Origin of the sequence: Paenibacillus barcinonensis (assembly GCF_003217495.1) — a bacterium.
Lineage (GTDB): Bacteria > Bacillota > Bacilli > Paenibacillales > Paenibacillaceae > Paenibacillus > Paenibacillus barcinonensis.
Map to the genome: position 1 here is coordinate 44,914 of NZ_QJSW01000002.1, position 22,370 is coordinate 67,283.

At 46.7% G+C, this 22,370-nt stretch carries 16 protein-coding genes; all 16 read right to left on the reverse strand.

Annotation, left to right across the window (positions count from 1 at the left end):
• Positions 1-257: 257 nt before the first annotated feature.
• The 16 genes from DFQ00_RS03325 to DFQ00_RS03400 all read right to left on the reverse strand — a co-directional run bounded on the left by DFQ00_RS03325 (position 258) and on the right by DFQ00_RS03400 (position 22,223).
• Positions 258-2,786: an FAD-dependent oxidoreductase gene (locus DFQ00_RS03325; protein WP_110894163.1), complete on the reverse strand. Its 2,529-nt coding sequence runs from the start codon at positions 2,784-2,786 to the stop codon at positions 258-260.
• Complete coding sequence (locus DFQ00_RS03330) at positions 2,779-3,096, reverse strand: ArsR/SmtB family transcription factor (protein WP_110894165.1); 318 nt, start codon at positions 3,094-3,096, stop codon at positions 2,779-2,781. Before DFQ00_RS03330 ends, DFQ00_RS03325 begins: the two co-directional genes overlap by 8 nt.
• Positions 3,097-3,378: 282 nt before the next feature.
• Positions 3,379-3,816, reverse strand: a complete 438-nt coding sequence (locus DFQ00_RS03335; protein WP_110894167.1) for a MarR family winged helix-turn-helix transcriptional regulator — start codon at positions 3,814-3,816, stop codon at positions 3,379-3,381.
• A gap of 227 nt (positions 3,817-4,043) precedes the next feature.
• Positions 4,044-6,506 carry a DNA gyrase subunit A gene (gene gyrA / locus DFQ00_RS03340; protein WP_110894169.1) on the reverse strand — a complete coding sequence of 821 codons (2,463 nt, stop codon included), beginning with the start codon at positions 6,504-6,506 and terminating at the stop codon, positions 4,044-4,046.
• Between the two features lie 12 nt (positions 6,507-6,518).
• On the reverse strand, positions 6,519-8,498 hold the full coding sequence (gene parE, locus DFQ00_RS03345; RefSeq protein WP_110894171.1) for a DNA topoisomerase IV subunit B: 1,980 nt from the start codon (positions 8,496-8,498) through the stop codon (positions 6,519-6,521).
• Positions 8,499-8,574: 76 nt separating this feature from the next.
• Positions 8,575-9,564: an ABC transporter permease gene (locus DFQ00_RS03350; protein WP_110894173.1), complete on the reverse strand. Its 990-nt coding sequence runs from the start codon at positions 9,562-9,564 to the stop codon at positions 8,575-8,577.
• Positions 9,557-10,522, reverse strand: coding sequence for an ABC transporter ATP-binding protein (locus DFQ00_RS03355; RefSeq protein WP_110894175.1), 966 nt, complete (start codon positions 10,520-10,522; stop codon positions 9,557-9,559). Before DFQ00_RS03355 ends, DFQ00_RS03350 begins: the two co-directional genes overlap by 8 nt.
• Positions 10,523-11,398, reverse strand: a complete 876-nt coding sequence (locus DFQ00_RS03360) for a GDSL-type esterase/lipase family protein (RefSeq protein WP_110894177.1) — start codon at positions 11,396-11,398, stop codon at positions 10,523-10,525. It abuts the gene before it with no gap.
• Positions 11,399-11,634: 236 nt separating this feature from the next.
• Positions 11,635-12,366 (reverse strand): CAP domain-containing protein, encoded by a 732-nt coding sequence (locus DFQ00_RS03365; protein WP_244213682.1) that lies wholly within the window; start codon positions 12,364-12,366, stop codon positions 11,635-11,637.
• A gap of 168 nt (positions 12,367-12,534) precedes the next feature.
• Positions 12,535-12,993, reverse strand: coding sequence for a GNAT family N-acetyltransferase (locus DFQ00_RS03370; RefSeq protein WP_110894181.1), 459 nt, complete (start codon positions 12,991-12,993; stop codon positions 12,535-12,537).
• Positions 12,983-14,170: a formate-dependent phosphoribosylglycinamide formyltransferase gene (purT, locus tag DFQ00_RS03375; RefSeq protein ID WP_110894183.1), complete on the reverse strand. Its 1,188-nt coding sequence runs from the start codon at positions 14,168-14,170 to the stop codon at positions 12,983-12,985. The genes DFQ00_RS03370 and purT overlap by 11 nt, the downstream gene beginning before the upstream one ends.
• Positions 14,171-14,420: 250 nt before the next feature.
• A complete protein-coding gene (locus tag DFQ00_RS03380) occupies positions 14,421-15,449 on the reverse strand; it encodes an NAD(P)/FAD-dependent oxidoreductase (protein ID WP_110894184.1) in 1,029 nt (342 codons plus the stop codon).
• 69 nt (positions 15,450-15,518) lie between these two features.
• Positions 15,519-16,538: an ABC transporter substrate-binding protein gene (locus DFQ00_RS03385; RefSeq protein WP_110894186.1), complete on the reverse strand. Its 1,020-nt coding sequence runs from the start codon at positions 16,536-16,538 to the stop codon at positions 15,519-15,521.
• Positions 16,539-16,670: 132 nt separating this feature from the next.
• Positions 16,671-18,335: an AraC family transcriptional regulator gene (locus DFQ00_RS03390; protein ID WP_167433584.1), complete on the reverse strand. Its 1,665-nt coding sequence runs from the start codon at positions 18,333-18,335 to the stop codon at positions 16,671-16,673.
• A gap of 268 nt (positions 18,336-18,603) precedes the next feature.
• Positions 18,604-20,454 carry an ABC transporter ATP-binding protein gene (locus tag DFQ00_RS03395; RefSeq protein WP_110894190.1) on the reverse strand — a complete coding sequence of 617 codons (1,851 nt, stop codon included), beginning with the start codon at positions 20,452-20,454 and terminating at the stop codon, positions 18,604-18,606.
• Positions 20,451-22,223 (reverse strand): ABC transporter ATP-binding protein, encoded by a 1,773-nt coding sequence (locus tag DFQ00_RS03400; protein ID WP_110894192.1) that lies wholly within the window; start codon positions 22,221-22,223, stop codon positions 20,451-20,453. The genes DFQ00_RS03395 and DFQ00_RS03400 overlap by 4 nt, the downstream gene beginning before the upstream one ends.
• Positions 22,224-22,370: the final 147 nt, after the last annotated feature.

Below are 22,370 nucleotides of genomic sequence, written 5' to 3' on the forward strand. Positions count from 1 at the left end.
TTTACATAGTCAACTCTTTACATATTAAATTACAATAAAATTATATCAACGCATACTATACTTAATATAAAGCAAATTCTGTCCTGTCTAATCCATTATCCACGTATCTTCTTCATGAGCTCATTTGATGATCGCCGGCCCAGATTATTTAGTTGTAGCCTGTCCCCAAACGATAAGATTATTCAAACGAAAAACCTTTATCCCACTATACAGTGGAACAAAGGTTGTTTGAAAAATCGAGATGAATGTTGTTCTATTTAGATAAACAAATTATGATTCGCCTGATCTGCTTGGCCGAGGTAATAGCCCACTCCGCCAATGACAGCTTCATTAATCAATTCCTCATGCTGTATGCCCATCAGATCCATCGACATCTGGCAAGCCACGATCTCTACCCCTTGCGCGATAGCCGATTGCATCAGCTGCTCCAGCGAAGCTACATTATTTTTTTTCATCAGTCCACGTATCATCTTTGGTCCTGCACCAAACATATTCATCTTGGAAAGTCCAAGTTTCAGGCTGTTTTTGGGCAGCATCATATCAAACATACGAGCCATGCCGGTTTTCACTGGTGATTGCTGCATCTCTTGCTTACGGATGATATTTAAACCCCAGAAGGTGAAAAACATCGTTACTTTACGACCGCTCGCCGCTGCCCCGTTAGCAATAATGAATGATGCAATTGCTTTATCCAGATCACCGCTGAACACAACCATTGTGCTAGCTTTGTCAAATGGCTGCGACTCACTTCTGGCAGGTGCTGTGTTTTTGGACAAAACAGCCTCAATTACACCGCCCTTCTCACGCTCAAGCCGCAGCACATCCGAACCGGACATACTTGCCCAAGCCTTGACATCCTCATAAAATCCCGGATCAGAAGCTTTAACCCGCAGCGTTTGTCCATCTTCGAGCTGATCCATCTTCTGTTTAACCTCGATGAGAGGACCAGGGCAGCTCAAACCGCACACATTCAGCTCATTATCAATTTGAATTTCCTTGGAGGTTTCAGCCAGCTTTTCATTTGGGGTATTGTTTACGTCCACAGATATGCTCCTGTGATCCTCCTGTGATTCTGCATTTGATAAGCCACCACTGTTACTATTACCTTTGTTGTTTACTCCTGACAGGGATGCAGGCTGGAATTGAGCCTGACGATAGGTTTTGTAACCTCCGCTCAAATTCTTCACCCGATAACCATGCTGACGCAAAATTTGCGCAGCTGTATACCCCCGCAGCCCTACCTGGCAATAAACCCAAATTTCCTTGGAAGCATCCAGTTCAGCAAGCCGATGACGAAGCTCGTCTACGGGAATAGACAGCGAACCTGGTATGTTCCCGTTACGGTGCTCCAGATCACTGCGTACATCCAGCAATACAGACTGGGCAACATCCCGTTCCGCAAGCTGATCATATGTGAATGAATTCACTCGTCCATCAATGATGTTTTCGGCAGCGTATCCGATCATATTCACCGGGTCTTTCGCCGAAGAGTACGGCGGTGCATAGCTTAACTCCAGTTCCGTCAGATCACGTACATTTCCCCCGTAATGAATCGCCACCGCAATATCATCAATCCGCTTATCCACGCCTTCGTAACCTACCGCTTGAGCACCCAAAATCTTGCCCTCTGGTGTGAATAACAGTTTCAACGCAACTGCACTGGAGCCTGGATAGTAGGACGCATGAGAAGCCGGGTGAACCGTTACGGTGCGATAGTCTTTGTTCAAGCGCTTCAGCGTTTTTTCGTTGGTGCCCGTAGTGGCTCCAGTCAATCCGAAAACTTTGATAATTGACGTTCCTTGAGTCCCTTTATACGTCGTTGGAAGTCCGGCAATCTGGTCCGCTACAATTCTTCCTTGTTTGTTTGCAGGACCCGCAAGTGGTATCGCTGTTTGTGTCCCGTGAATGTAATCCTTCACTTCGATGGCATCACCTACCGCATAGATATGCGGAACACTGCTCTCCATCTTGTCATTGACTACAATGTGTCCGCGTGCACCAAGCGCTACTCCGCTATTTTGCAGGAAAGAGGTATCCGGTGTAACACCAATAGCCAGAATGACCATGTCAGCGGATAACACCAGACCCTCTGACAGTTCTACGCCAATGCCTTGATCCAGGGCACGGAAGCCCTGCACACGCTGTGAAAACAACAGATGTACACCATGCTGCTCCATCTCTTGAGCAAGTGAAGCTGCCAGTTCAGCATCAAATGGTGTTAACAGCTGATCATTACCTTCAACCAAAGTGACATCAAGTCCGGCTTCCTTCAAATTCTCAGCCATCTCTACCCCGATAAAGCCACCACCGATGACAATGGCACTTTGATTGTTACGTGAACTTACCTGTTCCTTAATTCTGTCGATATCAGGAATGTTCCGCACCGTATAGATTAACGGATTATCTTTTCCTGGCAGGTTAGGCACAATCGGACGAGCACCGGGAGACAGAATCAACTTATCATAGCTTTCCTCATATACACCACGTTCCACGCTCCGTACTTGTACAGTGCGCTTGCTGGAATCAACCGCAATGACCTCGCTTTCTGTACGGACATCAATATTAAAGCGATCCTGCATACCTTTAGGCGTCTGTACAAGCAATCTTGCACGCTCTTCAATTGTGCCACCAATGTAATAAGGCAGGCCGCAGTTCGCAAATGAAATATAAGGACCTTTCTCAAACATAATAATCTCGGCTTGTTCATCCAGACGACGGAGACGTGCAGCGGCAGAAGCTCCCCCTGCAACACCGCCTACGATTAACACTTTTTTACGTTCACTCATCTTCACATTCATCCTTTGCAAATAAAATTTGGATCAGCTGCTCCACACGAGGATCAGCAAGTACATAATTAACCTCAAGACCATTGCGCTCGGTTGCTACAATGCCTGCACTTCGAAGCTTTTGCAGATGCTGAGACACGGTAGATTGCGGAAGGTCCAGACATTCCTGCATATATGAAACATTACATTTCTTCTTGCGCATCAACCCTCGTACAATGCATAAACGTACCGGGTGAGACAACGCCTTGAGAAATTCAGCGGGTTCATCAAACTGCTTTAATTGATTCCGATCAAAAGCAGGGAAATCCAACAGCAACTCCTCCTCAATCGTTATATCGTAATATTACGATATATTGATACGGTTGTCAACATTCATCTCTTTCTTGCGACACAATCAAAAACAGACTCCTGCTCAAAAGCCAGAAGTCTGTTCAAACGCATCCTTTATGGATTCGCTCAGTCATCAAGAACGAGCGAATCTTCTTCATAGCATCGCACTGTGCATCACTGTGCATCACTGTGCATCACTGTGCATCACTGTGCATCACTGTGCATCACTGTGTATCAGTGTCTATCTTAATTATACATCGTTTTAAACCGAGCTAGTTACCTGCGCATGAGCTTTCGGTGTTGTCATTTTTCCAAGCAAATATACTAACAATTGTTGATTGTGCATCGAAATGTTGCTCAGCACAGAATTCATAAACTCGTTACGGATTGTAATTCCTCGTTTTGTTTCCATGCGTCCCTTTTCCGAGAGAGACACCCAAACAATTCGTCTGTCCTGATCATCCCGATCCCTGCGGATAAGGCCGTTCTTCTCCATACGATCAAGCAGCATCGTTACTGCAGCAGGGGTAGTCGCCAGAAACGGAATCAGATCAGACGGCTTCATCTTCTCATGATCCTCCAGCACTTCCAATACAGCGAGCTGTGCCTCCGTGAGAGAAGGCGCAAGTTCCTGATCCATATGCAATTTATAATCCTTCGTTAATCTTGACCAGCACTTGGCAAAATCAGAATAATACATTGAACATCACTCCTCCTGGCAACGATTTATCTGTTCATTAGCTTAAGTTTTCGCGCTTTGAAGCCGCATTCCTGCTGCATTTTTTTAATTTCCCAGCGATCGACCACAATCGACGAAGGTTGTTAAACTTCGCTTGAAGGCGCGCTGCACAACCGCCCTGGAACAACAAAAAAAGACTCTTCGCCCGACAGAATAAGCCATGTCTGCGGAGAGTCTTTCTGTAATTTTTACACTGTAGCTTCAGGTTGATTATCATTGAAGTCCGGGATCAGCTCGGTAATTTCATCCTGCTTATCCACAGATACGAGCAATTTGCCTATATGTTTCCGCTCAGTAAGTGGTACATTCTCCGAGGAAATGGAATGAGCATGCCCTTCTCTGGTCATCACCATCAACTGACGCTGCTCTCTGCAATAAAATGCCCCTGCTAAGCGGCTTCCATTCGGCTTGACTCGTTTGCCTTCCTTGAATTCAAACGTAGCCAGACCTTTGCCTCCACGGCTTTGCAAGGCATAATCAAGCAGCAAGGAACGTTTACCATAGCCAATATCGGACAATACGGCAATTTCTCCCTCTTCCCCTTCTACCCACAAAGCGGCTACTACCTCATCCGTATCTTTAAGCTGTATACCGCGAACACCGCCAGAGACACGTCCCATCGGATTGACCTCGTCCTCACGGAAACGAATGGCCATCGCTTCTTTGGTGATCAGCATAATGTCTTTACCACCTGTACTCAAATGTACAGAGAGAACTTCATCATCCTTGCCCACCTTACATGCAGCAACTGCACCGGAACGTTTCGTCACGTACTCCTTGAGCTCGGTTCGCTTCACCTGCCCCTTGCGTGTCACAAATACAAGGCTGTGCTCCGGCTCCTCAAAGGATTTGACAGCCAGAACACTGGCAATCCGATCATCCTTCGCCAGCGGAATCACGTTAACAATAGCTGTGCCTGGATCTTTCCATTTGAATTCCGGCACCTGATGGACCGGCAGGAGGAAATATTGCCCTTTTTGCGTAAAGACAAGCAGGTTCTCCAGTGTGTTCACATCCAGCACTTGCGAGATGTAATCCCCTTCCTTCACACCACTGGCACTGCGTTCACCGCCGGACCGCGTGAAGGACTGCATGCTCGAACGTTTCACATACCCTTCTTTGGACAACGTCACCAATACATCCTCTGCATTGACAAGAACTTCAAGATTCACCTTGAGCTCCTCTACCTCGCCCTGAATCGCAGAGCGGCGATCAATTCCGTACTTCTCCCGAATCTCCAGCAATTCCTTGCGAATGACTCCGATCAGTTTGCGATCACTCTCCAGAATTGAACGCAGCTGTGAAATCTTCTTCATAAGCTCATTCAATTCTTTTTGCAGCGCATTGATCTCCAGATTCGTCAAACGATACAACTGCAAGGTGAGAATGGAATCAGCCTGACGCTCCGTGAAGCCAAACATCCAGGTCAGATTGTTCTGGGCGTCCTGACGGTTCTTGGACGCTTTGATGGCCGCGATCACTTCGTCCAGAATGTTAAGGGCCTTCACAAGCCCTTCAAGCACATGCGCACGATCCTCTGCCTTTTCCAGCTCATACCTTGTTCGGAAGGTCACAACTTCGCGCTGGTGCGCGATGTACGCCTCCAGAATGGCCTTCAGCCCAAGCTGCTGCGGTGCTTTGTTTACAATAGCAACCATATTGAAGTTATACGTGACCTGCAGATCGGTTTTCTTGAGCAAATAAGCCAGAATACCTTGGGCATCCGCATCTTTTTTCAGTTCCACCACGATTCGCAGACCTTCACGGCCGCTCTCGTCACGGACCTCTGCAATGCCCTCCACCTTTTTCTCCAGACGGATGTTTTCCATCGTGGTCACCAGACGTGATTTCACAACCTGATAAGGAATCTCGGTAATCACAATCTGCTGCTTGCCGCCACGCATATTTTCAATGTCGGTTTTGGAACGTATGTAGATTCGTCCCTTACCTGTCCGATAGGCATCCAGAATACCATCGCCGCCCATGATTAATCCACCGGTCGGAAAATCGGGACCTTTCATAAACATCATGATCTCGTCCAGCTCAATAGACGGCTTCTCCATAACAGCGATGCAAGCATCAATCGTTTCCCGCAGATTATGCGGCGGAATCTCTGTTGCAAAGCCGGAGGATATGCCACTTACGCCATTCACCAATAGATTCGGATAACGTGAAGGCAGCACAACGGGTTCTTTCGCTGTATTATCGAAGTTATCCTTAAACAGCACCGTCCGCTTCTCAATATCACGCAGCATCTCCATCGCGATTGACGACAGACGGGCCTCCGTATACCGCATTGCCGCAGCCGGATCATCATCCTGCGACCCCCAGTTACCGTGTCCGTCCACCAGCATATGACCCATTTTCCACGGTTGGGCCATCCGCACCATACCCTCATAGATGGAGGAATCACCGTGAGGGTGATAATTACCCATAACATCCCCAACGGTTTTGGCAGACTTCCGGTATGGCTTCTCCGGTGTATTGCCCGAATCGTACATGGCGTACAAAATACGGCGCTGCACCGGCTTTAATCCGTCCCGTACATCGGGAATTGCCCGATCCTGAATAATATATTTAGAGTAGCGACCGAAACGGTCACCAACGACCTCTTCCAGAAAGGCCGGCATAAATTGTTCTGATAGACTCATTCCAAGCACCTTCTATTCTTCGTACTCTGTAAAGTCGACATTCTCTACGATCCAGCGTTTGCGCGGGTCCACTTTATCCCCCATCAGGGTAGATACACTACGCTCTGCTTTGGCTGCATCCACGATCTCCACCTTCAGCATCGAACGTGTCTCGGGATTCATCGTGGTTTCCCACAGCTGATCCGGGTTCATCTCACCCAAACCTTTATAACGCTGTAGCTCGACATTGTTGCCGAATTCTTTCATGTAATTGGCAAGCTCCTCATCCGTCCACGCATATCTTACCGTAGCCATTTTGCCGGATTTACGAGTTAGTTTATATAAAGGCGGTTGCGCAATATATACTTTCCCTGCATCAATCAACGGTTTCATGTAACGGTAAAAGAACGTAAGCAGCAGCACCTGAATATGTGCACCGTCCGTATCGGCATCCGTCATGATGATGATTTTAGAATAATTGCTATCCTCTACAGCAAATTCCGTACCAATTCCTGCCCCGATTGCGGCTGTAATTGCCCGATACTCTTCATTTTTCAAAATATCCGCCAGCTTGGATTTTTCCGGATTCAGCGGTTTTCCCTTTAACGGCAAAATCGCCTGAATTTTGGAATCGCGACCTTGCTTGGCTGAACCTCCCGCAGAGTCTCCCTCCACGATAAACAGCTCATTACGCGTAAAATCCTTCGATTGCGCTGGTGTCAGCTTGCCGTTCAAGTTGGAGCTCTCACTACGCTTCCTACCCGAACGCATCTCGTCACGGGCTTTACGTGCAGCTTCTCTCGCCTTGGATGCCTGAACCGCTTTGCGAATCAACGTCTGCGCTACCTGCGGATTCTCTTCCAGAAAACGCTGGATATTGTCAGACACGACCGAGTCCACCGCGCTGCGTGCCGTAGCACTGCCAAGCTGGTCTTTGGTCTGACCGACAAATTCGACCTCCGACATTTTGACACTAATGACAGCCATCATGCCTTCACGCAAGTCATTGCCTTCCAGATTTTTATCCTTTTCCTTAATCATGCTGGTACGACGGGCATAATCGTTCATCACACGGGTATATGCCGCTCTGAATCCGGTCTCATGTGTTCCGCCACCTCGAGTCGGAATGGAGTTAACAAACGAGGCAATCGTTTCGGTATAACCCGCGTTGTATTGAATTGCAATTTCCACCTCAATGTCATCCTTCTCCGCATAGAAGTGGATGACATCATGCAGCACATCTTTATTTTCGTTCAGATACTCGACAAACTGGCTTGCGCCGCCCTCGTACATGAATTCATCCTGATGACCCGAGCGCTCGTCTTTTAGCACAATTCTCAGACCTGAATTCAGAAAAGCAATCTCCTGAAGACGCTCTGCAAGCGTATCATAATTCAGCTGGATACCGTTTTGAAAAACACGAATATCCGGTTTAAATGTTACTTTTGTTCCTGTTCGATTGGTATTTCCGATCACTTCAAGCCCCGAAACAGGCTCACCAACATGCTCGACACCTTTTTTATCCTGCCAATATTCGAAACGCTGACGATGAATCTTGCCGTCCCGGAAAATTTCGACTTCAAGCCACTCAGACAACGCATTGGTGACCGAAGCCCCTACGCCATGCAGGCCCCCGGATTTTTTGTATCCTGATCCACCGAACTTACCGCCTGCGTGCAAAATCGTAAACACGACCTGGGGAGTGGGAATCCCTGTTTTATGTATGCCTGTCGGAATTCCCCTTCCGTTATCCTGAACTGTAACAGAACCGTCCTTATGCAGCGTGATATCGATTTTGGAGCAGAATTTGGCAAGGTGCTCATCGACAGCATTGTCCACGATCTCCCATACCAAATGGTGTAGACCTGAAGTACTGGTGCTGCCGATATACATCCCTGGCCGTTTCCGAACCGCTACCAGTCCTTCAAGTACTTGAATGTCGTCCGCGTCGTAGCCCGAGGCAACTTGCCCTCCGCCTGTCGAACCTGCCGACACATCGATTTGCTCGACCATTCATGCTCCCCCTTCTTAACTTGAAACTACAAAATTGCCTAAAATGCAAACAGATGTTTTCTTATCCTTGTCCATTTTAATTCAAGATATCCCGTTTCGTAAAGACAAGGAATGAGACGATCAGTGAGGCGGCCCCCCAAACGCTTAGTACAATCAGGGAAAAACCGAGATTCATGCCTTCTATTGGCGGCAGTCCGCCGGACAAATAATCAGGCAGTTCAAGGTTGACCATAAACAAATATTTGGCTGATTCCCACGAAGCCGCCATATTCGTCAAAATAGTTCCTGCAATTAGCGAAGCCATCATAATGACAATACTTGCGGCTGTACTGCGAACCAACACCGAAACCATGAAGGCAAGCATCGCTACAATAATGCTCACAAACCAGATCAGCCCCGCCTGCATCAGCATATACTGCCATTGACTTACCGCATGTACTGCCGACATATCTACATCCGTGCCGACTACTTTGAAGCCCGTGAAAACAGGCATTCCGAAGCCTTTGTATCCAAAGACAGCCCCGGATATCCCATAACAGATCACATAGGCAGATACTACGATAATGGAAACAAACATCATCAGCGTAATCAGCTTGCTGAGAAGCACTTTCCAGCGTTTGACCGGACGGGTCAGCAGCATCTTAATCGTACCCGTAGTCCGTTCGCCCGATACAATGTCCGAAGCAATCGCCATAATTAACAGAGGAATGAACAAGCCTACTGCATTGTTCATAAACTCTCTGGTAAACGTCACCCCTCCAGGCTCTTTAGGATTAATATTATTCTCCAAATAATACTGCATCTGCTGAATATAAACGGTTCGGTACTTTTTATATTCCTCAGGAACGCGATCACTTCCCAAAGAATTCTGATTGTCGGTGATTGCCTGCTGCAATTCAAGCCTCCAGTCACCGCCAAATTTATCTTGGTTATTTTGAGCTGATTTCATCTGTGCATACGTGAACATCGGTACAAGTACAGCCAGAACGATGAAAATAATATAAAGACGTTTCTTTTTCACCATCTTGATCGTTTCGTTACGAATCAGCGGCATGATATTATTCAATGGATTCACCTTCTGTCATCTTTAAAAATAATTGTTCAAGTGTAGGCTGAATCCGCTGCACGCCTTCAACCTGAATACCTGCTTGCACCATCTGCTGAACCAGCTCGGGAATCAGCTCTTCGTGCATCTCAGCAACAACCGAATTGGACCCGAGTCCTGCAACAATCGTATCATCCATCACATCGCCAGGTCGATCAATCAATGTAATGCCTCGATCAACCAGCATTTGGCGGCCTGCATCAAGCGGCGTAAGATGCCAGATTGCCACCTTCGAATGATCCTCGATCAGTTCATTGACACCCCCCACGGCAAGCACACGACCGGCACTGATAATCGCAACTCTGTCACACAACAGCTGAATTTCGCTTAACAAGTGACTGCTTACAAATACTGCCATGCCCTCACTGGCAAGCTGTTTGATAAACACCCGCAGCTCCTTGATGCCCTTTGGATCAAGTCCATTCGTCGGTTCATCCAGAATAAGCAGCCTTGGTCTGCCAAGCAGTGCCTGTGCAATTCCCAATCGCTGACGCATACCAAGAGAATAGGTTCTGACCTTATCATGAATGCGTTGATCAAGACGTACAATGTTAACCACTTCCTGAATACGGTCATGGTCTACACCAGGCTGCATCCGGGCGAAATGCTCCAGATTCTCCCATCCGGTCAAATATGTATATACCTCGGGATTTTCAACGATGGAGCCAACATACTTCAACGCCCGTTCAGGATCTCGGTTTACATCATACCCACAAACAGATATTTTGCCTTCCGTAGGTTTGATCAGATCGACGAGCATGCGAATGGTCGTTGTTTTCCCCGCCCCGTTTGGTCCGAGAAAGCCAAAAATCTCGCCAGGCTTCACATCAAACGTTACATCTTTAATAATCCATTTTCGTCCGATCTTTTTCTTCAAATGCTGAACGGAAAGCACCGAATCGTACTGCTGCTCTGCCATCTATTTCGAACCCCCTTTTGCCGTTTTATTTCCCTGGTACTCCTGTGCAATACGAACCGCAATCTGCTGATATCCTTGTGCATTGGGATGGAAATGGTCTGATGACAGATACTCGTCCAGATGATTTTCAAACAGATCAAAGGTCGGTACAAGTGTCATTTTGTCCTCATTATTCAAAATACTCATCGCCGCCTCGTTCCAAGCAGCAACGACCGCATTCCCCGGCTTCTCAAGCTCTTTCACATTGCCAAACGGATTGTATAATCCAACATACACGATCTGTGCTTCAGAATTAATTTGCTTCACTTTCTTCAGGATTTCCTGTAGCCGCTTTGATGTTTCAGGCAGCGCAGCTGCCAGCTTTTCGGCAGTCGGCGGGTCCTCACCCTGAAGAACCTGCCCCCCTTGAAACAGGTCATTCGCACCGATGGAGAGCAAAATAAAGTTGGCTTGCTGCAGGACATACCTGACGCCTTGCTCATCCAGCTTTTTTAACAACGTATCTGTCCTTAGCCCGTTTACACCCAGATTATTAAGCACCTGCACATCATAGCCCTCATCTTTAAGCAGATTACCCGTCCGTCTTACAAAACCAAGGCCTTCATCATCTCCCGTGCCTCTGGCAAGAGAATCACCGATGACCGCCATGCGAATTTTTCCATCTTTCACAATCGCTTTGTTAACTTTATTTTGGGCTTGATTAGCTGGGCTCGTAGCCTGCTGTCCATCACCTAGCTTCGAATCTCCTTTAGGATAAATCACATCTTTTATCGCATAACCAAATCCAAACAACAGCAGCAACGTTGCCAAGATGGATATGGCGCTGACACTTCGCCAGATCCAGGGAGCTGAATCCAGATTTTTGTTCTTTTTCATGCATCACATCTCCAGTCAGGTGTGTATAATGTATAATAGCTTTACCTTAAAATGACCCTATTCTAAATAACATAAAACTTCTATCGTTAATTTGCAAATTTTGCCGACGTATTCAGAAAACCGAGCTGGATTCTACTCAAAAACTGGAAAAAAGCCATATCTCACACCGCATTGCGCTAGGTGAAGATATGGCTTTTTTATTATGACGTTATTTATAGAGGCTTCAATTCCAGCTCTTATTTACCGATAAACTCTTGAGCCCAGTAGCCATTGTAATAACCCACACCGATATGTGTGAAGTTTGCACTCAGAATGTTTGCACGGTGACCCGCGCTGTTCATCCAGGCCGTAACGACTTCCTGAGGTGTTTTTTGACCTTTGGCGATATTCTCTCCTGCATAACTGTAGGTTACCCCGAATTGTTTCATCATATCAAACGGAGAACCGTATGTTGGAGACTGGTGATCAAAGTAGTTGTTGTTGCTCATATCTTTAACTTTGGCTACAGCAACCTTGTCCAGAAGTGCATCGGAGGACAGTGCAGCCAGGCCTGCTTTGGCACGTTCAGCGTTGACCAGTTTCACCACTTGTACTGCAAAATCGGATTGTGTGCTTGGTGTACCATTGTTGCCAGTGCTTGACGGATCTTTGGCAGGTGCTGTTGTAGCCGGTTTTTCTGGTTGTACTGGTGTAGCAGGTTTACTTGGTTGAGCAGGAGTCGTTGTTTGATCCGGCTGTGCAGCAGGTTTTCCGGTTGTTTGTCCATCAGCCACAGTATAACCATTTTGCTTGAGCCACGCCTCAATATAAGCTTTCAAACTATCCGCATTCAAAACCTTATACGTCGTTGTCGTTGTTGTCTTATATGTTGAATCTGCAGCAGACGCGGAGGCTGGGAGCATGATCCCTACGGCGAGTACAGCTGTCAGACTGCCTGTCACAACGGTTTTCATCCAGTTCTTCTTCAAATTCATTCATCTCCTTAAAATTTAATTATTACAACTTTGTAATCATTACTCTAGCAGTATATCAAGCCATCAGGAGATTGTGAACCCACAAATACTGGAAGAATTACATTTTTGTCATAAAAAAAGGCACTCAGTCAGGTTTGCACCCGCTGAATGCCGCATCATCTATTATAAAAGAACCTTACTGAAACGATAACCTTTCTTCTGGAAGCCGATATGCTCATAGAACGAATAGGTTGTTGAGGTTACTTCACGATTGGCACCTGTAACAAATAATTGCTTACCACCTTGCTGCTTGCCCCAATCCTCAGCACGAGCCATCAAACGACGGCCGATTCCACTGCCGCGATGCTCCTGACCAACGATTAGAGATGTAATCTGTGCAGCAGGCTCAGGGTAGGCATGACTTTGAACACATTGCAAACCAATCACACCAATAATCTGTTCATCCACTTCGGCAACAAGCATGCACGCGTTGGGATTGCTCTCCAAATCTTCAATGCGTTCTTTCATAACATTGGTTGTTGTCGGATAGCTGACCTCTCGCATTAATCCCGTTACCGCTTCAGCATCTCGCAGCTCACACTCTCGGATCATCAATACAGGGGCCTCCACATTATTGGACATGATTTACCTCCACTTTCAGCATATTTGCGGCTTGAACCGCTGTTTTACGAGCTTCTTCCACATCTGTTCCAGCACTTAATGCTACAGCCATCCGGCGCCCGACTTTCGTTTCAGGCTTGCCAAACACACGAACCTGGGTACGTGGCAAAGCCAGAGCCTCTTCTATTCCACCAATGGTGAAATTGCTTGTTTCAACCTCAGCCTTGAGCGTTGCCGAAGCTCCCGGTGTCAGCAAATGTACTTCTGTTACGGGGAAACCAAGAATTGCACGCACATGAAGCGCAAACTCTGAGCTATCCTGGGTTACCATTGTGACCATACCTGTGTCGTGCGGACGCGGTGAGATTTCACTGAATACAACACCATCAGCAGTCAGGAAGAGTTCAACACCAAAAAGTCCATAGCCTCCGAGCTCATCGGTTACTGTCTTCGCAATATGACAGGCCTGTGTCCATTGCTCGGATGTCATCGCATGAGGCTGCCATGATTCGACATAGTCCCCATCCTTCTGAATGTGACCGATCGGCGGACAAAACACAGTACCCGACACCGATCTGACAGTAAGCAGCGTAATTTCGCTCTCAAACTTCACAAAGCTTTCCACAATTACACGCACAGATTTGCCGCGAGCCCCTGAAAGTGCAAGATCCCAGCAATTCGCTGCGTCTTCCGGTACACGGCACACACTCTGACCTTTACCGGATGAACTCATGAGTGGTTTAATGACACAAGGTGTGCCGAGTTCACGAACAGCTTCCTGAAGCTGCTCCAGACTATCCGCAAAAAGATAAGCTGCTGTGGGAAGGTTCAATTGTTCGGCCGCCAAACGACGGATGCCTTCGCGATCCATAGTTAAACGGGCAGCACGGGCCGTTGGTACGACACAAAAGCCTTCCTTCTCGAGTTCAAGCAGTGCCTCAGTTGCAATGGCTTCAATCTCAGGTACGATGTAATGCGGTTGTTCCTTACGGATCAATTGTTTCAATGCATCGCCATCCAGCATGTCGATACAGTGAGATCTATGCGCGACCTGCATCGCTGGCGCGTTCTCGTAACGATCAACAGCAATCGTCTCCACGCCCAGACGTGCAGCCTCAATCACGACCTCTTTACCCAATTCTCCGCTGCCAAGCAGCAGCATTTTTTTGGCTTGAGCCGAAAAAGGAGCACCCCACATGTTCTTTCCAATCCTCCCAAAGAGAAATCTTCTATATCTGTCTCTCTATTTTCGGGGTTTTGGTTAAAGATTGCAAGAGTGCTCCCTATTTTTCTTGTGAATTTTACAAGATTTTTTGTGTTTTTTCGATCAATTTTTACAAATTACATTTCTTGATTCGTCACTCCTTCCATTACTCCCAAAATTAAGGATATAAAAATAAATAGACGTGATCAGATAATTATGCATGTTAATTACGAGATTGCAATGATCATGTCTGTTGGTTATGCAAAGCACGATTTTTCTCCCGGAACAGCTCGTTATGCGAGGACACATAGGCCATTCCTGCTGCGTCAGGCTCCAAATACTTTTTTGCACTGTTAACCGCAACAATTGCATCATTAAAAGCACCAGCAATCAGACGCACTTTTCCTTCTCTCATCGCACAGTCTCCCGCTGTAAAAATACCAGGCACACTGGTTTCAGCCAACGGATTCATAACAAACATGCCTTCGTGCATATCCAGACCGCAGCGAGCGAGATTGCTGACATGACTTGTATAGCCATGACTTACGATCACTTCATCCACATCAAGTCGGAGGCTTTCTCCTGTCGCTGTGTTGGCAATGCCAACCTGCTGAATGATTTGTCCGTTACCGTAGAAGCCTTCAATGTAGCAGGGGGTGAGCACATCTGCTTTTCTCTTCATCTGACTTACATTGTGTTCCATAGCGCGAAATGAATCCTGTCTATGCACCACGGTTACCGAGTCAGCCCGTTCCGCAAGCTCAAGTGCCCAATCCACGGCACTGTTGCCGCCACCGGAGATTAGCACTTTTTTTCGCTCAAAATAATCCAGGTTCTGAATTGTATAATGGAGATTACTTCTCTCATAATTCTGCGCGCTAGGAATATCCAGCTTTTGCACTTCCGCTACGCCTCGACCAATTGCCATGATTACCGTGCGGGTAATGTGCGATTCACCTGAATCGGTCTGTAGCTCTATAATTCCATCCTGCAGATGATTCAACGTATCTACCGTTTGCTTCAGCACTATCGTTGGTTCAAATGTACCTGCCTGCTGCACAAGGTGCTCAATAAGCTTGGCGCATTTCATAGGCGGCAGCCCGCCGACATCCCAGAGCGTTTTATCCGAATACGTTTGTAAAAATCCACCCAGCTCGTCCTTACCCTCAATGAGCTTTACTTTCATCTCCCGCATGCCAGCGTAGAACGCCGCATACATTCCCGCCGGACCTCCACCAATAATCGTTACATCATATAAGTCCTGATTATGCATTACGGACACATCCTATTCCTCTTCTCGCCTTTATACCCACTTTCGTATAATCGGCAGCTTGTACCTTGGTCAGTTCTTTTCCTCAAATGCAGCAACAATATCATCAATAACATAATTATCAGCCAGCGGCGCCATGCCTAGATTAAACCACTCTTTACCGCCTACGAGATACAGATGATTTTCCTTGACAGCCTTCAGGTTTTTCCAGATAGAAGTACTTAACATTTCCTCATACTTTTTCTTAATCTGCGGGTTCTCGTTATCATCCAGTTGAATAATCAGGTGATCCGCGTCATATTCAGGCAGCACTTCCATGGAGATGGTCAATGACGCCTCATCTTTTGGAAAATTGCTCAGAGGCTTTAAACCGAGACGCTTGTGAATAAAAGCTCCGCGTGAGAGATTGGGGCCGTTCAGAATGATTTCCTTCTCCATAACTCTCACATACAGCACGGTCTCGTCCCCGATCAGGCTGTGCAGCTTCTCCGCCCCCTGCTTCTCATGCTGCTCCAAATCCGCCATGACTTTTTTAGCTTCCGACTCTTTACCAAGAACTGCAGCGATATCCTGCAATTCCTCTGGCCATTCCTCACGCTCAGGCAGCAGTACGGTTGGTGCAATGCGGGAAAGCTGGTCATAATCCTTCTTTGACCACCATGCAGGTGCAAGAATCAAATCGGGATTGGCGGCAAGAATCATCTCAAAATCAGGTGTTTTGCCAATGCCCATTTTTACAGTGCTCGCAAAGGGCTCCTGCAAATATTTTGGAAACTCTTCATGATAATTTTGTACAGCAACCGGTACAACGCCAAGTGCATACAGCAACTCCGGATATACAACGGACAACCCTACTACACGCTTAGGTGACGCAGGAATTGTAATCTCACCCATCTCGGTTTGCACAACCTTCACCTGACCTGCACTTGACTGTTCAGAATCACTTGTACTTGTATTGGATGTAGCCGCGGTGGACTGACTTGTAACGCCCTCTCCTGAACCGGACGCTTTGGGCTCGGCAGACTGTCCGCATGCACTAAGGAATAACAACAACAAAATAACTCCTGTAAATACCCCATACTTCAACTTCACTTCTTATGTACCTCCTATATAGTAATCAAAATGTGATTGCTGATAATCAATAATAATTATCATTATCAATTAGATATAGGAGTAGTATAGTCAATATCCGAGCCGCATGATATTGACGATTATGACTTTATCTTATGGACAATGTTGCCACAGGTTTAATACTTCGTCCAGCATGAGCTCATGAGTGAAGGCCGTGCACTCCAGCAGAACACCTGAATGCATCATGCCAATACAGCCCTGCTGCACGGCTTTGGTAGCCTGCCATATCTCGGAATTGCTCAGTTCTTGCCATGTCTGTCTTGATGCAGCATTTTCCCCGACGATAATCAATGCCCTGTCTATACATAAATGTGCCAGATCACTTAAATCATTCATATACAGATACTGCTTCTGCCAGATGTGTTCTATGCCTTCCGGGGACTTCAACTGTATATCGGTATAGAAAACGGAAGCGATCGTTTGCGGCCCCATCACATGAATGCAAGTATCCTGAATGCTGATGACAAGCAGCGTTTCCTTGCGAATTCGCTCAGACAGCTGTGAACGCAAGGCAGCAGCCTTATCGTCATACCTTTGCAGCCAAACCTCGGCAGCAGTCGAGCGATTCAAGCATTCGGCAACGGTTCTGAGATGATGCCGCCAATCCCCATCCAACTGCGAAAGCACACATACAGGTGCCAGTGAGCTTAAACGCTGCATCATATTAGGAGACATTTCTTCACGAACAGCAACGATATAATCGGGATGAATGGCCTCTAGCTGCTGCACAGCTCCATCCTCCGTCTCGACCAGAGGGATGACCTTATCTGTTTCATATTTCCTCCTGTAATACGCCGTCCAAGGATGATTCGCTCCTGCTGCACAGGGGATAACCTGAAGTGCCAACAACGTGCCAATCGCTAGTGGATGAACAGCAGCAATACGCTGCTTGCTGTTGCGAATAAAAGCGGCTGGCGGAAGACCTGAAATTTGTTTGAATTTACGGCGGAAATACATTTCGTCCGAAAATCCTACACAGCTCGCAATCTCCTTTAACCGAAGGCTGTGATCATTCCTCATCATGATCTGTGCCTGCTTGATTCGATACATAGTCAAATAGTCCACTGCACTGCAGCCATATCTTTTTTTGAACAAACGCATGAAATGGCGTGAGCTCATCCGTGCGGCGTCAGCCATATCCTGAATCGTTATTTTCTCCATATGATGCTGTTCGATATAATGCTTGACCTGCTCAATAGGCAACAGTGTATCCTGTGTTTCAACATGGAGCATGTCACTGAACATAAGGTATAACAGCTCTTGAAAACGAATCTGGCCATAATACCGCTTCAGGCCCTCTTTAGATTGGATGAGCTGCTCTATTTCCTGACATAACAGGCGAACAGCTGCTGGCGAGCTGCAGCTTCTCTCGCTGTTATTGCTTAGCATGTACATGTGATTCATGGTTTCCTGCACTGATGTACCCACCAGTTCCCCATCATATGTAACTCCAAACTTCATCAGGTACAGCCCCCGACTATCCGCTCCCTGAAACGCTGCCTCCACTAGCTGTCCAGGCAAACCGACATAAAAGGCTCCACTTCGGAGCTCAATAAATTGGCCATCTACCGTCAGCCACCCTTCACCGCTCGCAGCAAAAAGCAGCATATAACTTTCCAGAAAATGTTTACCCAGCCTCCAGCCAGATTCGTACTGGCTTGTAGCTGCTACTTGAAGCTCCTTCAACCTGAAATGCAGCTGGTCAAGCACATCAAAAGATGAATGTGGGCTGTGCTGTTCTGCGCTTTTGTTCTGCATGATCTTCCTCCAGACATCGCTGTAATGTTCCCTGATGTTTAAAATATAACACATTTTACTTCTCACCCAAGCGGTCTGACAAAATGATTCCAGTTGTAATGCAGCAAAAAAAATACACTTCAGCCTTATGATCTCATACTTTCATCAGGACAAGCTGATTGAAAGAAGAGAAGCCCATAAGGCTGAAGTGTGAATTCACACTGATTGATGCTGATTGATACTGATTTACTCTGGTTACTTGTTGATGATCTGATGTTATTGCGATATTTTATAAAAACCGATATTGCGCTTCAATCAAGCCGTTATATACGCCCTGCCTCTGGATGAGCTGTTCATGATTGCCCTCTTCCTTGATCTCCCCGTGATCCAGCACAATAATGTTATCTGCATTGCGAATGGTGGAAAGTCGGTGAGCTACCATAAAGGAGGTACGTCCCTTGAGCAGCACCTTGAGTGCCTCCTGGATTTTCAGCTCGGTTTCTGTATCAATGCTGGCTGTGGCTTCATCCAGAATCAATATTCGCGGATCAGCGAGCAAAGCTCTGGCAAACGATAACAATTGCCGTTGCCCCATAGACAGCACGTTACCACGCTCCTCAACCTCCGTGTCATATCCGCCAGGCAGTTTCATAATAAACTCGTGAGCATTTACGGCTTTGGCTGCCTCCTCTACCTCTTCATTGGTCGCGTCCAGCCGACCAAAACGAATGTTATCGCGGATGGTTCCCGAGAAAATAAATGTATCCTGCAGCACAATGCTGATCTGACTTCGCAGGCTTTCCACCGTCACATCACGAACATCATGTCCGTCAATCGTAAGACGTCCTTCACTGATGTCATAGAAGCGGCTGATCAGATTAATAATTGTACTTTTACCCGAGCCGGTGTGACCTACAAGTGCAATGGATTGCCCGGCCTTTGCCGAAAAGCTGATGCCTTTGAGCGCCTGTCTTCCTTTTTCATATTCGAATACAACATTGTCGAACACGATATCACCTTTAATCGAAGGCAGCGGTTTTGCTCCTGGTTTATCTGCAATATGCGGCTTCTCATCCATAAATTCGAAGATGCGCTCGGATGAAGCCATCGCCACCAGCAGCTGATTATACATCTGTCCCAGACGGTTGATCGGGTCCCAGAAGTTGCCGACATAGTTTGCGAAGGCAACAAGCAGACCGACGGTTAACATTTCATTCTGAATGAGATGTGCACCATACCAGAACAGAATGAGCGTACCGAAGCCGCCCGTGATTTCAATTAACGGACCGAAGCCCTGGTTCATGGCGGAGGCTTTGTCCCAGGACTTTTTGCTGGACATGTTCATATTGTCAAAGTATTTCATATTTTCTTTTTCCTGAGTGTAAGCTTGCGTTACCCGGATGCCTTGAATGGATTCATTCAAGTGTGAGTTAATTCTTGAGTTTTTCATCCGCACATCCTGCCATGCCCGGCGAATCATTACACGCAGCTTGGTGGATATAATAAACATGATCGGCACCGTAATAATTACAGCCAGCCCCAGCTTCCAGTTGATGAGCAGCAGAATAACGATAATACCCAGTAGCTGCACACAGTCGATCATGACATTAACCGCACCATTGGTAAACAAGTCCTGAAGGGAGTTAATATCATTCGTTACACGCACAAGCACTGAGCCTGCCGGCCTTTTGTCAAAAAAGTTAAAGGACAGCTTCTGAATATGTTTGAACAAGTCTGAGCGAAGGTCGTATATAACCCGCTGTCCAATTACATTTGTCAGCTTGATCCGATACGTATTGGCCGCCCACTGAATGATATACAGCAACAGGATTGAACCCGCAATCAGATACAGCAAGGTTACGCTGGGCACTCCGCTTTGCGGCGCAATCGCTTTATCGATAGCCAGACTGATAAGGAACGGTACAGACAATTTCGTAATCGTTCCCAGAATCATCATCAGAATGACAAGCGGCAGCAGCTGCTTCGCATACGGTTTCATATAAGCGAACAACCGCCCGAATTCTTGCCAGTTAAACGGCTTTTCAATCACTTCATCGTCTTGATAGACAAAACGCTCATTCTTTTTGGGATTCGAGGTCCCCTTGACCTCACGCCTGTCTGTTATCGTTTCGGCACTCATGAGTTCACCTGCTCCCCAGCCTCCCGCTTGCCGCGGGAAATGTAATCTGCATATTGAATGTTATAAACATCCTGGTATGGTCCAGGCACCTGTATAAGTTCTGTATGTTTACCACGTTGCACTACGCGGCCTTCATCAAGCACCAGAATCTCATCGGCATGACGCAGGGAAGAGATCCGGTGTGCAATAATAAATGTCGTTCTGCCACGCATAACCTCTTGAAAGCCCGACTGAATCTCATGTTCGGTTTCCATATCCACCGCACTGGTTGCATCATCGAGCACCAGAATTTTCGGATTTTTGAGCAACGCCCGGGCAATAGCAATCCTCTGTTTCTGCCCGCCTGACAGTCCCATACCACGTTCACCCACGACCGTATCATACCCCTCGGGAAACTCCATAATAAAGTCATGAGCCTTCGCCAGCTTGGCAGCACGGATAATTTCATCCATCGTTACATTTTTTAATCCATAAGAGATGTTGTTGCGAATGCTGGAGGAGAACAAAAACGTTTCCTGGAACACGGAAGCAATCTGACTCCGCAAGCTACGAATGCCCATGTCCTTAATGTTTCTTCCATCCAGCTTGATTTCGCCTGAATTGACGTTGTACGCTCGCATCAGCAGCTGAATAATGGTTGATTTACCAGAGCCGGTTCCACCAAGGAAACCGATTACAGAACCGGGTGGAGCATCAAAATTAATATCCGTTACAGCTGGCATTTTGTTGCCGTAAGCAAAGGTTACTGATTCAAAAGTCACATGACCTCTGACCTGATCTGATTCCACAATTACAGGGTCTTCTGTCTCTACAACATCAACAGGGGTGTTCAGCAGCTCTAGCACCCGCTCACCCGAAGCTTTAGACTGTGTATAGTTATTGATATGAAAACCAAGTCCCCACATTGGACCGATTATGTACCAGATCAAGCTGAAGAAGGCTACAAGCTGACCCAGAGTCAGTGTCTGCTGAATCACCATTCTTCCACCAACCACAAGCAAAAGCACAACACTTACCGATGCCAATATCTCCATAACGGGAAAATAACGGCTCCACAATGTAGCAGCATGGATCTGATTGGTTTTGTACCGTTCATTCCGTGTAGAGAATTTCTCTACTTCGTAAGGCTCGCGTGCAAAGGATTTCACTGTTCTAACACCTGTAATGTTCTCTTGTACCGCTGTAGTGAGCGAGCTTAGAGCCAGTCTCATCTCCTGAAAAGCAGGGTGAATTTTGGATTCGAATCGGAGCGCAACGAAGGCAAGCAGAGGAATGCAGACAAGGGTCAGCAACGTTAGCTTCCAACTCATCGTCATCATCATAATTGCGCCGAACACGACCATTAGAACCATGTTGAGAATCTGGGCGAAGCCGAAGCCGATAAAGTTACGGATGGCCTCCAAATCTCCCGTGAGGCGGGACATCAGATCACCTGTTTTGGCCGTATCATAATAACGGAAGGATAAAAATTGAAGCTTTTCATAACATGCATTACGCAGACGGTAAGCTAAATAGTTACCTAGACGTCCACCAAAGAAACCGTGTAAAAATTGCATTCCCGCTTTCAAAATAACAACACCTAACACAGTTAATGCAAGCATGGGAACGTCTTCAAAATTCCGCGGAATAATGACATCATCAATCAGAATTCGCAGCAGGTTCGGGTACACCAATCCAAGTGCGGTCGCTATGGCGAGGAACAAGATTGATACCAATAAATACGTTCGCTTCTCCCAAAAAAAGGTTTGCAGTTGCCTAAGAACATCCATGTTTCTCCTCCTCTGATGTTGCGTTAAATGATATGAACATTTATGAAGTTTATCACCGTCCCTCATTCGCGGCAAAGCGAATATTAGACCATATTCAGGCTGCTTTGAGCTTATTATCGCATTCATGGAGACCAATACCCGACTTTC

What these genes read in the sequence shown, in the direction of transcription:
- DFQ00_RS03325 (WP_110894163.1), bottom strand. Translation starts at nt 2,786, where the DNA reads ATGAGTGAACGTAAAAAAGTGTTAATCGTAGGCGGTGTTGCAGGGGGA.
- DFQ00_RS03335 (WP_110894167.1), bottom strand. Translation starts at nt 3,816, where the DNA reads ATGTATTATTCTGATTTTGCCAAGTGCTGGTCAAGATTAACGAAGGAT.
- gyrA (WP_110894169.1), bottom strand. Translation starts at nt 6,506, where the DNA reads ATGAGTCTATCAGAACAATTTATGCCGGCCTTTCTGGAAGAGGTCGTT.
- parE (WP_110894171.1), bottom strand. Translation starts at nt 8,498, where the DNA reads ATGGTCGAGCAAATCGATGTGTCGGCAGGTTCGACAGGCGGAGGGCAA.
- DFQ00_RS03355 (WP_110894175.1), bottom strand. Translation starts at nt 10,522, where the DNA reads ATGGCAGAGCAGCAGTACGATTCGGTGCTTTCCGTTCAGCATTTGAAG.
- DFQ00_RS03360 (WP_110894177.1), bottom strand. Translation starts at nt 11,398, where the DNA reads ATGAAAAAGAACAAAAATCTGGATTCAGCTCCCTGGATCTGGCGAAGT.
- DFQ00_RS03370 (WP_110894181.1), bottom strand. Translation starts at nt 12,993, where the DNA reads ATGTCCAATAATGTGGAGGCCCCTGTATTGATGATCCGAGAGTGTGAG.
- purT (WP_110894183.1), bottom strand. Translation starts at nt 14,170, where the DNA reads ATGTGGGGTGCTCCTTTTTCGGCTCAAGCCAAAAAAATGCTGCTGCTT.
- DFQ00_RS03380 (WP_110894184.1), bottom strand. Translation starts at nt 15,449, where the DNA reads ATGCATAATCAGGACTTATATGATGTAACGATTATTGGTGGAGGTCCG.
- DFQ00_RS03390 (WP_167433584.1), bottom strand. Translation starts at nt 18,335, where the DNA reads ATGCAGAACAAAAGCGCAGAACAGCACAGCCCACATTCATCTTTTGAT.
- DFQ00_RS03395 (WP_110894190.1), bottom strand. Translation starts at nt 20,454, where the DNA reads ATGAGTGCCGAAACGATAACAGACAGGCGTGAGGTCAAGGGGACCTCG.
- DFQ00_RS03400 (WP_110894192.1), bottom strand. Translation starts at nt 22,223, where the DNA reads ATGGATGTTCTTAGGCAACTGCAAACCTTTTTTTGGGAGAAGCGAACG.